This is a genomic window from Flavobacterium panici, assembly GCF_024499525.1.
In the GTDB taxonomy this organism is placed as follows: Bacteria; Bacteroidota; Bacteroidia; order Flavobacteriales; family Flavobacteriaceae; genus Flavobacterium; species Flavobacterium panici.
In genome coordinates this window covers 1593046-1606441 of sequence record NZ_CP100437.1, presented here as the reverse complement: position 1 = coordinate 1606441, position 13396 = coordinate 1593046, and the positions used below count along the sequence as shown (strand labels likewise).

Below are 13396 nucleotides of genomic sequence, written 5' to 3'. Positions count from 1 at the left end.
TTTAGTGTGCTGCGATCACAGTAATATTCATTCCCGCTCTTAAAAAATCGGTTTGTTTTTCGTTATCTTTTAACTGAATTCTAACTGGAATTCTTTGTTCTATTTTTACGAAATTTCCCGTTGCATTATCTGGAGGAAGCAATGAAAATCTTGCGCCGCTCGCTGGAGATAAAGAAGCAATTGTACCAATAAACGTTTTGCCGCTTACAGCATCGGCTTTTATTTCAACATCTTGCCCAACGGTTAAATACTGCAATTGCGTTTCTTTAAAATTAGCAGTAATCCATTTTTCTTTACTTACAATCGAAAGCAATGATTGTCCTTCTTTTACCAATTGCCCTGGCTGTAGAGTTCGTTTTCCAACCCAGCCGTCGTAAGGCGCTGTAATTATCGTGTACGAAAGAAACAATGCCGCATTATCAGCCACCGCTTGTTTTGATGCAATATTGGTTTGTGTAGTCGGCACATTTGCTTCGGCAACAGAAGTACTTAAAGTCGCCGAGTGAATTCTGTTTTTCATTTCTTCAAAATGTGCTTGCGCCGATTCGTAATCGGCTTTTACTTTTTCCAATTGCTGAGAAGTTGCCGCTTCTTCTTTTACCAAAGCTTTGTACCTTTCGTATTCCAGTTTTGTTTTCCAAAGATTTGATTTTGCACCTTCTAACTGTGATTCATTAATTGCCGTTGCACTTGCTGTTGTAACTGCATTTCTTTGCACCACAACGCTATTTTGCTGTGCGTTTTGAACATCGGCAAGAGCCACATTCAATTTTGATTTATATTCCCGATTGTCAATTACAACCAAAGTATCGCCTTTATGCACAAACTGATTTTCATTAAAACGAACTTCCTGCACATAACCTGTAATTCTCGACATAATTGGAGTTACATATTGTTCCACCTGAGCGTCATTAGTTTCTTCGTGGTTTCTGTTGAATACATAAAACCAAATTCCCAAAATAACCCCGCTTACCACAAGCGCACATGCAATAACTGTTATTAATATATGAAACGTTCTGTTTTGTCTAGTTTCATTTTTTATCTTAACCATAAACTTTATATCTTTAATTATTTTCCCCCGGATTGAAATCCGGCGCTACAATATGAATCGTTCCTTCGGAACTTAAAATCTATATTCTTTATTCTATTCTTTCTATTTCTTCCCAGGATTAAAATCCTGCGCTACAATATGGATCGTTCCTTCGGAACTGAAACCCTATATTTTCTATTTATTCTCTTGCTTCTTGCCTCTTTCTTCTAAAAAATCAAATCTCGTTAGGCATAATTCCAGCAGTATGAAGCAATTCATAATGTTTTAAAACCGCATCCAGTCGGGTAGAAATTTTATTGTATTTCGCCTGAAGCAAAGCATTATCAGCATCAACCATTTCGGTAATTAAAACCAATTGGTTTAAGTATTTCAGTTTTACAATTCGGTAGTTTTCACTGGCTAAGTCCAAAGCTTTATCAACAACCACAAATTTTTCAAGGATTTCCTGATATTGCGTATGCTCTTTGTACAGTTTGTCCTGAATTTCATCTTTTATGATTTCAGACTGCATTTGCTGCCATTCGATTTTTTTGTTGGCTTGTTCGACTTTGGTTTTGTTTTTATATAAAGCCGAAATATCAAAACTCGCTTCGATACCTACTTGTCCCAAAGTGTACAAATACGGATTTGGCGGAAAAAATTTGTAGTTTGGATAATAAAAGCCATAATTCCCGAAGAAGTTTACTGTTGGCAGATAATTTCCTTTAACCAATTGCAATTCCGTTTTTTTGATGTTTAATTCCTGACTTGCAATACGCATTTCTTCGTTTTGCAAAGCTTTAGTCATATAAAAATCATACGGATCTAAACCATTCATTTCGTCTAAACTTGACGTTGTATCAATCGCGATTTCTTCATTTTCCGGAATTTGAATTAAAGTTTTCAGATCGTGAAGCGCAATTTTTATGTTTTTGGAATTTGTAAGCGCATTTAATTCACGATCTGAAAGCTGTAATTCGGCTCTAATGACTTCATTTTTTGTAACCGTTCCGTGTTTTTGAAGCGATTGTACTTCTTTCAGTCGGCTTTTTTCTTCTTTAATGTTTTCTTCAAAAATCTTCTGAAGTTCCATCATTTTATAAATCGAAAGATAATTTGCCACAACTTCAAGCTCGATATCATTTTCTGTCTTTTCTGTTTTTATTTTAGCTATTTCACTTTCCTGATTGGCAATTTTGATCGCATTATTAATCTTATTACCCGCATAAATTGGCATTTTAAAAGTCGAATTGACCTGATAAATTTCAGGAATTGCTTTTGTAACTTCTTTTCCATTTAAGAAACCGCTTCCTTTGAATTCGGTAATATTTGTAATTCTGGAATACTCGCCGTTTAATTCGATGTCTGGCAAACGGAGTTCTTTACTTTCTTTAATGTTTTGCTCTGAGAGCATAATCTCCAATTGAGATCTAAGGATTTTTTTATTGTTTTCTTTTGCCAGTTTCAAAGCCTCTTTTAATGAAACCGAATGAACTTCCTGCGCTTGTGAGCCATTGAACGCTAATACAATTAAGAGTAACAGCAGGATTCTGGAAAAACAATCGTCTGTAGAATTTGTTGTTTTAAGGAACATGATAATAATTTATGCTGCAAAGTTCCTTCATTTTTCCGTTGACTGATAATTCTAAAAAGTCAATAACATATTCATTTCGGACAAATGTTAAAATCGTATTTTTTCGAAAACGTTATATTAAAATTCTGAAAAACAATTTGTTATAAAATTAATTTTGTTTTATGATATTGCACGGAGATTTAAAAGGATTTAGGCAGATGAACGCAGATTTTATTTTTTTTTCTATGCAAAATCAATAATTATTTAACACATAGAAACATAGGTTTATTTTAATTGGATAAAAGATTAAAAATAAATGACACATCATTTACACATAGAACTATGTGTGTTAATGCAAGTGAAACGCCTTTTTAACGCAAAGAAAATCTATGTTTCTATGTGTTTAAAACTACTTCCCTCGTTCTAAAATCTCTTCGCCATTTAAGTAATCGGAAGGTCTTTGTCCTAAAATCTTGAAGAATGTATTGCTGAAAGTCGGAACGCTATTATAACCAACTTCTAGGGCTACCTCTTTTACCGAAAGTTTTCTTTCTAATAAAAGTTCGATTGCTTTTAAAATTCTGCGAATGGTATAATATTGAATAAAAGACATTTTGAGATCTTTTTGAAACAAGCGATACAAAGAGCGTTCGCTGTAACCAAATTCATGCGCAACATCGGCAAACAGAATCGTTTCTCCAAGATTATTTTCAATATAACGCAAAATTTTACCGAGTCGTTTGTCTTTTGGCTGTGGTAATTCTAAAGGCAAATTATTGGTGCAAATTTGAGGTAAAATTGCTTTTATCGCTTTAGCAATGGTAAAGTTTGGAGTTCCTTTTTTAAGATGTCCATTCCATCGATTCGTGAAAAGCATCATTTGCAGCAATAAATTATTGACGGGATAAATTCCTTCTACTTTATAAAAGTCATCTTCGTCTTTTTCGACTGGAAAATATAGATTCCGCATCATCACATGTTCCGACTTTGGCTCGATGCTGTGTTCTAAACCTGCAGGAATCCAAATAAAATGTCTTGCAGGGAGAAAATAAGATTTCGTTTCGGTTGTTACAAAAACTACATCGCCTTCCGCATACAGCATTTGCGCTTTTTCATGTTTATGTATCGGAACAAACAATTCTCCCATTATATCATGATGACAATAAATGCTTTTTTTATCGGCATCTACTTTCTTTATATAATATTTGTCTACTTTAAAGGTTGATTGTTCCATTGGAGTTTAATACGAATGGTTTTGTGATATTAAATATAAGGAAATTTAAATTCCAATATCTGAAATTCCAAATTCCAATTATCACAACGTTTGTCATTTCGACGAAGGAGAAATCTCCGTAAGTAACTCCGTAACGAGGATTCAATCTTTGTCGAGCTTCTTGTGGAGATTTCTCCTTCGTCGAAATGACAAATCAGATAGAATAAAAAACTTTGCGAACTTTGCGTAAATCCTAGCGCCTTTGCGGTAAAACAAAAAAGCCTTTCCGTTAAGAAAGGCATTTTTAAATTTAAGCGGTCTGGACGGGACTCGAACCCGCGACCCCATGCGTGACAGGCATGTATTCTAACCAACTGAACTACCAAACCCACTGCTTTATTGTGAGTGCAAAAATACAACAGAAGTTGGATTCTGCAAGGGTTTTTAGGAATAAAAATTGAGAAATTTTTAATTGGTTAAATTCCAATATTTTAAAATTCGAGAACTAAATCAAAAAACAAGAACTTTCTTTCTTTTTAACCGAAATCTCGATAGTTTTCTGTCAAATAAAAATATTTATCCTATTTAAACATAGCCCGTGGTTTCAACCACGTGGACACAATGATGACCACAATTCCGTTTCCCGTGGTTGAAACCACGGGCTATATTTAAAATGCAATGAATATAAAAACGCAAAGGTCGCAAAGCTTAATTAAACTTTGTGACCTTTGCGTAAATCTTAGTGTTCTTTGCGGTTAAAAAACAAAAATCAAAAGTGTCTTAAATCAAAAAAGCCATCCACAAAAGTGGAAAGCTTTTCATTGGTCTAACTACTAAACCAGCTACGAGTTACAAAGTCGTAGCAAAACAACACAACTAATCTTAGATACCGTATTTGGGCAAAAAAGCCTTTCTGTTAAGAAAGGCTTCTCCCAATATTGCGGTCTGGACGGGACTCGAACCCGCGACCCCATGCGTGACAGGCATGTATTCTAACCAACTGAACTACCAAACCTCTGCGTTATTGCGGTTGCAAAGATAGTACAGAATTTCATTTCTGCAAGTGTTTTGACAAAAAAAATGAAATAAATTTTCAAATTCTTAGCCAAAGTTTTGTTTTTCAACTAAATATGTAGTCAATATTTTTTCAAAATTGTCGCCCACATTTACCGGAACGTATTTAATTTGATTCTTCGCACAGGTTAAAGCCAGGTTTTTAAAGTAAGCTTCTACCCTTTTTTCATATTCAACTTTAACATTATCGGCAAAAATTGAAACTTCTTCTCCCGATTCTAAGTCGATAAATTTTCTTGGTGCGTTGTCAAAATCAAATTTCAATTCGGTCTCATTATCAACCACATGAAACAAAACTACTTTATGTTTGTTGTGCTTTAAATGCTGTAAAGCGTTAAAAAGCTTTTCGTCATCTTCGGCCTGAAACATATCGGTAAACAAAATAATCATCGAACGACGATGCATCTTCTCTGCAATTTGATGCAGATATGTGATTGTATCGGTCGTTTTTTTGACTTTTGGCTGCACTAATAAATCTTCCAGTTTATTCAAAAGCATTCTGTGGTGACGATCGCTTCCTTTCTCTGGAGCGTAATATTCGTATTTATCGGAGAAAACGCTTAAACCAACGGCATCGCGCTGTTTCTTTAAAATATTCATTAAAACTGCCGAAGCCAAAACCGCAAAACCAATCTTTTTTTCATAAAATGGCTGATTCGATTTTAGTTCGGGATAATGCATTGACGATGAATTATCGACAATAAGATGACAGCGTAAATTGGTTTCTTCCTCAAAACGTTTCGTATACAAACGGTCGGTTTTGGCAAATAATTTCCAATCAATATGTTTGGTGCTTTCGCCTGCATTATAGACTTTATGCTCAGCAAATTCGGCCGAAAATCCATGAAACGGACTTTTATGCATTCCGGATATAAAGCCTTCTACAACCTGATTTGCCAGCATTTCGAGATGCTGAAAACTTGAAACTTTCTCTATTTCCGATTCAATTTTCATTCGGTTTCTTTTTTAATATTTTGTGCTTTGTAAAGCAAATCTGTGGCCTGAAATAATTTCCTTTTTAAAATAGGACTAAAATTAGGGTTTTCTTTTAAGAATCGCTGTACTTCATCAAAAGCAAATTTAGACGAATATTTCCCAACGGTATCTTCAAGCCAGTCTTTCGGAAAGAAAATATCTCCGGTACGCTGGATTTCATCAACCAAATCTAATGAAAATCTAATATATTTTTTAGCACTTTCCTGACGAAGCGGATGATGAATATTACTCAAACCAATTTCAACCCAAGCTTCTTTTTCTCGGTTTTTTTCCTCTTTTAAAGATTCCATAAAAGCATTTCGAACTGATTCATTTTTTGATAATGACGGAAGCAGGAATTCAAATCGTTTTTGTTTATCAGGATTTGAAATCGTTGTTCTGGTTTTTTCTAAAATTTCATCTGCTTTTTCATGTTTAAATATTGCCAGGTTCATCGCGATATTGGTAAAATCATCTTCGTTTAGTTTTAAACCCTGAATTACGATTTCTTTATTCCAAATTTGATATAATTTGGCTTTCGCCGAAGAGGAATACGCAGTCGAACTAAACAAACCAAATAAAGTCTTTTTTACATTGGCAGATGAATTAGTCTGTAAACGTGAATATAAAGTATAACTCAATAAATTTTGAACTTTGTCTTGTTGTTTTTGGGTTAAAAATCTCCAGTAAATCGAATTCAGATTACCAGATACAATTCGCAAAACCAATTCATTTTCTTCAAATTGAATTCCTTTAAAAAAACAATTAAAAGCTTCATCTGGAGAAATATTCCCAATCAGCATGTTTTCATAAAGATTGCTGTAAGCCGAAGCTCTGGCAACTTCATCTTTTAAAGTAGAAATATAATCTAAATTATTGCCGTCAAGCGGAAAAACGCCGTATCCAAAACCGTTATAATTGTAAATAATTATGTTTGGTTTTTCAAGTCCTGCAGCTTCTTTTAAAACAATGTTTTTGTCTTTAATAGCAGCGTTTAGAACTTTCACATTATCATCATAAACTAAACCAATTTGAAAAACCTGAGGCCAGATATTATTCGATTTATCTTCGGCGTTTTGCTGAATTTCAAACTTTTTAATTTGATCTTTTGAATCGTATTCTATTTTATCTGTAAAAATGGCCCTTCCGGATTTATTAACCCAGACTTCACTCCATTTTTTCATATCGAGCGGTGTTTCTGCATCCAGAATTTCTACGAGATTATTCCAGTCAGCGTTATTGTTGGCGTATTTTTTAATGTATTTTTCGATTCCTTTTTGAAAGGCTGCTGCGCCCATCGAAGCTTCTAACTGACGCATCATAATTGGGGCTTTATTATAAATAATGGCTCCGTAAAGCGATCCTGCATCTTTTAAATTTTCCAAATGTTGTTTTATCGGATGTGTGCCCAAAGATCGGTCTTCCGCGAAGGCGTTACTATAATGTGCTGTAAAAAACTGAAGATTATGATTGACTTTCGGAAAAATTGGATTCATGATTTTATCGGCCATAAAATTGGCAAATACTTCTTTCATCCAAACATCGTCAAACCATTTCATCGTTACTAAATCGCCAAACCACATATGCGACGTTTCGTGTGCAATAAGTTTTGCACGGTTTAATTTCTCACTATCGGTTGCGCTGTTGTCCAGAAACAAAGTCGATTCCCGGTATTGAATTGCGCCAACATGTTCCATTCCGCCGTATTGAAAAACCGGAATTGCAGCAAAATCTAACTTTTGAAACGGAAATTTATAATTGGTATATTTTTCTAAAAAATCTAATGATTGCTGATGAAGATTGAAAATCGTATCGGTACTCGATTTTATCTTTTCAGGATTATTTTCACGATACAGCATCGTCATTTCTAAGCCAGGTTTTTGTGTTACGCTTTTGAATTTTCCGGCAACGAAAGAAAACAAATACGTACTCATTTTATCTGATTCTCCAAAATGGTACGTTATGAAATCGCCTTTTTCGATTTTCTCTTTTACATCGGCTCCAGCCAAAACCAACCAGTCTTTTGGAACAGAAAGACTCAGTTTATAAGTGGCTTTTATATCTGGCTGATCAAAACATGGGAATAATGTACTGGCACGATCCGGAACTAATAGTGTATACAGGAAATCGTCGTTTCGATTTAAAGATAAATTGCCCGCGATAAAGGAAACAGAAACTTTGTTTTTTCCTAAAATTAAAACTGAAGAAGGAATTATAATATGACCTTTTCCGTGAACAATTGCAGTATTTTTTCCGTTTACTTCAATTGTTTTTATGTTTGAAGTTTTCTCTTTAAAATCTAAAAGTAAAGGCTGGCTTAAACCAGATAAATTCAAATTTATATTCAAATGAGAATTAATATTTTCTTCTTTCTGAGTTGGTATTTCAAAAGACAATTCGTATTGAATATCTGAAATTTGATTTTTACGAAATTGAGCCAATTGTTCTGAAACTCCATTTTCTAAAAACGCACTTTCTTTTTCTTTTGATTGAGAAAAACCATTTGTAATTAATACAATAAAACAAAGAAAGCTATAGAAGGTTTTCATTTTTAAAGAGATATAAGATTCGTTAAAAATAGGAAAAAACAAACATTTAAAAAAGTCAGTCGCGAATTGGACTAATTTTCACGAATTATATTATCTGTTTAAAACCAAAGAAATCAATTTTTAAATATTTTACAGGAAAAGATGGTAAGGTATGCAAAATAAAAACTCATTGAAATTTGCTTAATTCATGGCAAAAACAAAAAAAGGTTTGACGAGTGTCAAACCTTTTTACAAACTCACTAATTAAACTATCCAAAAATAAAATTATTCAGTTTGTTGAAAATCAAAACTTAAATCTCCTGCATTATAATTTGCAGAAACATTGGTTGGGAAAGTTTGTGATGTTCCGCTGATCCATCTATATTCATTAAATATGATATGTCCGGCAGTAATAGGATAAACAGTATTGGTTAGATCTGCTTTGGCCTTTTTATACCAATCATTAGAATTCATTGTAATCATGTATTTTTTATCTTTTTCAAGAGCAAAAACACTGATTTCTTTAGTAACCTGAACATCTGCTGTGGCAACATTTACAGTTTCTGAACGCAATACTGCTTTTCCTGCATAGTCCCAAATCGTTACACGCACTGCAGAATTTGCAGCAGGCAGTTTTAACGTAATGGCTTTAATATTTCCTTTTACAGTTGGTGTAAAAACCAATCCAAATTCGTAATCTCCAGCGTTTACAAAATTAGTAACTGTATTAAATCCGGTTTGAGTATAATAAACTGCAAGCGGGTTTTCTGTTTCAAAAGTCGGCGTATTATCTTTGTCGTCATCACTGCTGCACGAAGTAATAGAAATTGCAACGAATAAAATGGTAAAAAGTGTTTTTAAAGTTTTCATAATATCTTTATTTATTAGTTCTTATTTGATTTATTAAGCTTACGGCTGAATATTTAAACGTGCACAAACTTCTTCGTAGCTCATTTTAGAATAATCTAATTTTGCCTGTTTTGCTGTTGCCGCAACTCCTCCGGGAATTAAAATATATCTCCAGTTAAGACTTGTTGGCAAACCTACCGTTCCTCCTTGATCATGTCTAAATCTGAATAATTTGATTTTTTGCACAGTAGAAATAGCCGTAATTGTATTAACAAATCCGCCTGCTGTAGATGTATATGGCACTGTGTAAGTACCTGTTCCAAAAGACACATAAACCAATATGGTTCCTTTTGAAAGAATATCTGATGATAATTGTGGTGCAGCAATACTAGTTGACAATCCAGAGGTTCCATCTATTGTTTCTGCTACTGCTGTAGGCGCTGTAAGCCATGCGCTGTAAATAACATTTGCTGTTCCGGCCGGTCCTGTTGCACCAACAGCGCCATCAACTCCGTTAGTTCCGTCTACTCCGTCTTTTCCGTCATCGCTGCTGCATGAAATTGTAAAAATTGCTAGTAAAAAAATTAATAAAAGGGTTTTAGAAAATTTCATAATAATTTTAGTTTTAAATTGGTCAAATCGTTCTTATTTAATTCAATAACATTATTTTTGTAGAAATCCTAAAGCTGTCAGGGATAGTTATTTTGAGCTCCTGAATTAATTACAAGGCAAATGTGCGCCAATAAAACATGGGCAAAAACAGCGAATAGACAAACAACATTTTAAATAGACAGACGACATAAAACATAGTTTGAATGATGAAAAAATACTCTTGTATTATTGTTGATGACGACGAAATTGACAGACTTACTGTATTGTCTTTTGCTAAAAAATTCCCGATTCTGGATATTTTAGGTGTTTTTGATTCTGCCGAAGATGCGCTTCCGTTTATCGAAGAAAAAAAAGTTGATATCTTATTTCTGGATATTGATATGCCGGATTTAAACGGTATTGAATTCAGGAAACAAGCTTTAGAGATTCCCGTTTGTGTTTTTATTACTGCACATCCTGAACATGCGGTTGAAAGTTTTCAAATAGAAACGCTGGACTTTATCGTAAAACCTTTAAAACTGGATCGCTTTACGCAAACCCTAAACCGAATTGAAGAGTTTATGGAGATTAAGTTAAAAGCTTCTCTTTTTGAAGCCAGCATTGGCGGTGATACTATTTATATAAAAGAAGGCCACGATCAGACCAAAGTTAAGCTTCACGAAATTTTATATCTCGAAGCGCTAAAAGATTATACTTTGATTATTACCGATAAAAAAAGGCATTGCGTTTTATCGAGTATTGGAAATTTATTGAAAGAAGATCATTTTCAATCTTTTATTAGAATTCACAGAAGTTATGCCGTTCAAAAGCAGTTTATTCAGAAGATGAATTCGACGGAAATCATTTTAAACAATAATGTCACGATTCCGGTTGGGAGAAGTTACAAAGAAAACTTAAACCTGATTTAGATGAAAAAAGTCGGATTTTTGTTTTTGTTCTTCATCAGTATTTCTGTTTTTGCACAACAGGAACCGAATTTATCCCGATATAAAACTACAAACGAAAAATTAAAAATCTGGCTGAAATATTCCACAGAACTTTTAGACAAAGAAGATTATTCGAAAGTAATAATTGCTGGACAAAAAGGAATTGAGCTTTCTAAAAATCATCCTGCCTACACAAGCCGGTTTTATCTTTATATTGGAACTGCTTATGAATTTAGCAATAACCAATATCAAAAGGCTTTGGTTAATTATGAGCAATCTTTGAAATATGCCCAAATAGGAAATCATCTAAAAAATAAAACTTCGGCCTTAATGCGGCTCAATTATATTTATTATTCGCTGAATGATACTTTAAAAAGGAAAAACTTAATTGTTTATATCAAACAAGTTCTCGACACTACAAAAAACACTTATACACAAGCTGTACTTAACGGAAGTTTAGGTGAATATTATCTTGATTATGCTCAATATGAAAACTTTATTAAATATCAGCTAAAAGCGATAACGTATAAAAAACTGCTTAAAAAAAGCACTCCAAATATTGAAAATATTGGTGTTTCGTACAGCCAGATTGCGAGTGCGTATATCAAAATGAAACAATTTGATAAAGCAATTGAATATTTAAACGAAGCAAAACCTTATATAAAAACATCTCCATATGTAAGCGCATTTTCGTGCAATTATTATATGCAGTGTTTTGCCGCGCAGAAAAAATCAGACAGCGTTTTGAAGTATTACAAGTTAATTTATACCTATCCAACTGTAAAAGATTCTCTGTTTCTTAATTTGAGTTTTGCGAACCAAAGCATGTCTAAATTTTATGCAGATAAAGGCCAGATCAATACAGCGTATAATTATGCTAAAAAAGCTGTTCTATTTGGGCAGAAATCAACAGATGAAGAAATTCTGATGGAAGCCAATACAATAATGGGAAGAGTTTTGTATGAAAAGAAAGATTATAAAAGTGCGATTGAAACCTTGAAAAAAGCATCGGTAAATGCTTTAAATTATGACAAAGAATTCTTCGTTACTATAAATAAAAAACTCTCTCAAAGTTATGCAGCGCTGGGACTTTGGGAAGAAGCTTTTCATTATAACGAAATCTACAGCAAGTACAACGACGAAATGATGCACGAATCGGCGAAACAAAGTATTGCAAATGCCGAAGCCCGTTATCAAAATAAAACCAAACAACAAAAAATCAACAATCTTTCGACCGAAAACACGATTAAAAATCTTCAGATTGATGAAGCTAAAAAACAGCGATTGTATTTAATTTCGGGATTAGCTTTGGTTGCAATTATTGGATTGTTATTATTCAACCAAAATCAAAACAGAAAAAAAACCAATCAGAAATTACAGGTTTTAAATCAGGAATTAGATGAAGCCAATAAAATAAAAGCTAGATTCTTTAGCATTTTAAACCATGATTTAAGAAGTCCGGTTTCTAATTTGATTCATTTTTTACATCTTCAAAAAGAAAACCCTGAATTGATTGACGAAGAAACGGCTGCGAGAATGCAGACCAAAGTAATTTCGGGAGCTGAAAATTTATTAACCTCAATGGAAGATATTTTGCTTTGGAGTAAAGGCCAGATGGAAAACTTTAAACCGCATTTTAAAGAAATTGCTGTTGAAATTATTTTTAAAGAAATACAGCAGCATTTTTCGAGCAATGAGAACATTTCAATTTCGTTTGAAAATCCTGAAAATGTTATTCTTACTACAGATGAAAATTACCTGAAAACGATTATAAGAAACTTAACCGGAAACGCCATAAAAGCGCTTGATAAAAGAGAAAACCCAAAAATAATATGGAAAGCGTGGCAGGAAAACAATCAGGCTTTTCTCTCTATAACCGATAACGGCGCGGGCGGAAATCAGGAAAAATTCAAAGCCCTTTATGATGACTCAGAAGTTATAGGGATCAAATCCGGTTTAGGATTGCATTTAATTCGGGATCTCGCAACGGCAATCAATTGCAAAATTGAAGTCTCTTCAAAACCAGATTTCGGAACGACTTTTACTATTGCTTTTAAACAAATAGAAACATAGTTTAAGTTTTGCCACAGATTAAAAGGATTAAAAGGATTAAAATGATTCTTAAATCTGTGGAAATCCTTTAATCTGTGGCAAAAAATCAAAATAAAAAAGGCCTGAAAAAATCAGGCCTTTTTTATATAAATCATAATCTTACGATTACAACAAAGCGTCTAAGCTGTCAGCGTAGGCTTGTTTCGGAGCAACTCCTACTTGTTTCCCTACTACTTCACCATTTTGAAACACCAAAACGGTTGGTATGTTACGCACACCATATTTAGCAGCAAATTCCTGGTTAGCATCTACATCTACTTTACCAACCACAACTTTACCTGCATATTCTTCGCTTAATTGGTCAATGATTGGACCAACCATTCTACAAGGACCGCACCATGCTGCCCAAAAATCTACCATTACTGGTTTATCTGATTTTAAAACTACTTCGTCAAAAGTAGCATCTGTTATTGCTAATGCCATAATTATTTTTCTTTAAAGTTATTCTCAGCTTTTGTCTCGGGAGACTTTTTAAATACTTTCAAAACTGAGGTACAAAGTTAA

General features: G+C 33.6%; 10 protein-coding genes and 2 tRNA genes. 2 read left to right on the top strand and 10 right to left on the bottom strand.

The features are described from left to right. Nucleotide 1 precedes the first annotated feature (1 nt). The 9 genes from NLJ00_RS07125 to NLJ00_RS07085 form a co-directional block, all read right to left on the bottom strand. Nucleotides 2–1051: an HlyD family secretion protein gene (locus tag NLJ00_RS07125; protein ID WP_053469944.1), complete on the bottom strand. Its 1050-nt coding sequence runs from the start codon at nt 1049–1051 to the stop codon at nt 2–4. Nucleotides 1052–1265: 214 nt separating this feature from the next. Further along, nucleotides 1266–2624 carry a TolC family protein gene (locus NLJ00_RS07120; protein ID WP_256636715.1) on the bottom strand — a complete coding sequence of 453 codons (1359 nt, stop codon included), beginning with the start codon at nt 2622–2624 and terminating at the stop codon, nt 1266–1268. 388 nt (nt 2625–3012) lie between these two features. Further along, nucleotides 3013–3837 (bottom strand): helix-turn-helix transcriptional regulator, encoded by an 825-nt coding sequence (locus NLJ00_RS07115; protein ID WP_256636714.1) that lies wholly within the window; start codon nt 3835–3837, stop codon nt 3013–3015. A 294-nt stretch (nt 3838–4131) separates the two neighbouring features. Further along, a tRNA-Asp gene (locus NLJ00_RS07110) sits at nt 4132–4205 on the bottom strand. A gap of 552 nt (nt 4206–4757) precedes the next feature. After that, a tRNA-Asp gene (locus NLJ00_RS07105) sits at nt 4758–4831 on the bottom strand. Between the two features lie 86 nt (nt 4832–4917). Continuing rightward, a complete protein-coding gene (locus NLJ00_RS07100) occupies nt 4918–5844 on the bottom strand; it encodes a DUF58 domain-containing protein (RefSeq protein ID WP_053469940.1) in 927 nt (308 codons plus the stop codon). Further along, the gene (locus NLJ00_RS07095; RefSeq protein WP_256636713.1) at nt 5841–8414 is read right to left on the bottom strand and encodes a M1 family aminopeptidase; all 2574 of its coding nucleotides are present in this window, start codon (nt 8412–8414) and stop codon (nt 5841–5843) included. Before NLJ00_RS07095 ends, NLJ00_RS07100 begins: the two co-directional genes overlap by 4 nt. A 264-nt stretch (nt 8415–8678) precedes the next feature. Continuing rightward, nucleotides 8679–9263 (bottom strand): DUF4082 domain-containing protein, encoded by a 585-nt coding sequence (locus tag NLJ00_RS07090; protein ID WP_256636712.1) that lies wholly within the window; start codon nt 9261–9263, stop codon nt 8679–8681. Nucleotides 9264–9302: 39 nt separating this feature from the next. Then, a complete protein-coding gene (locus NLJ00_RS07085) occupies nt 9303–9854 on the bottom strand; it encodes a hypothetical protein (RefSeq protein ID WP_256636711.1) in 552 nt (183 codons plus the stop codon). Between the two features lie 203 nt (nt 9855–10057). Here NLJ00_RS07085 and NLJ00_RS07080 point away from each other — a divergent pair, with 203 nt between their 5' ends. Beyond that, nucleotides 10058–10762 (top strand): LytR/AlgR family response regulator transcription factor, encoded by a 705-nt coding sequence (locus NLJ00_RS07080; protein ID WP_256636710.1) that lies wholly within the window; start codon nt 10058–10060, stop codon nt 10760–10762. Then, the gene (locus tag NLJ00_RS07075) at nt 10763–12853 is read left to right on the top strand and encodes an ATP-binding protein (protein WP_256636709.1); all 2091 of its coding nucleotides are present in this window, start codon (nt 10763–10765) and stop codon (nt 12851–12853) included. It begins immediately after the preceding gene. Between the two features lie 144 nt (nt 12854–12997). Here the strand turns inward: NLJ00_RS07075 and trxA are convergent, their stop codons facing one another. Continuing rightward, nucleotides 12998–13315, bottom strand: coding sequence for a thioredoxin (gene trxA, locus NLJ00_RS07070; protein ID WP_008466289.1), 318 nt, complete (start codon nt 13313–13315; stop codon nt 12998–13000). Nucleotides 13316–13396: the final 81 nt, after the last annotated feature.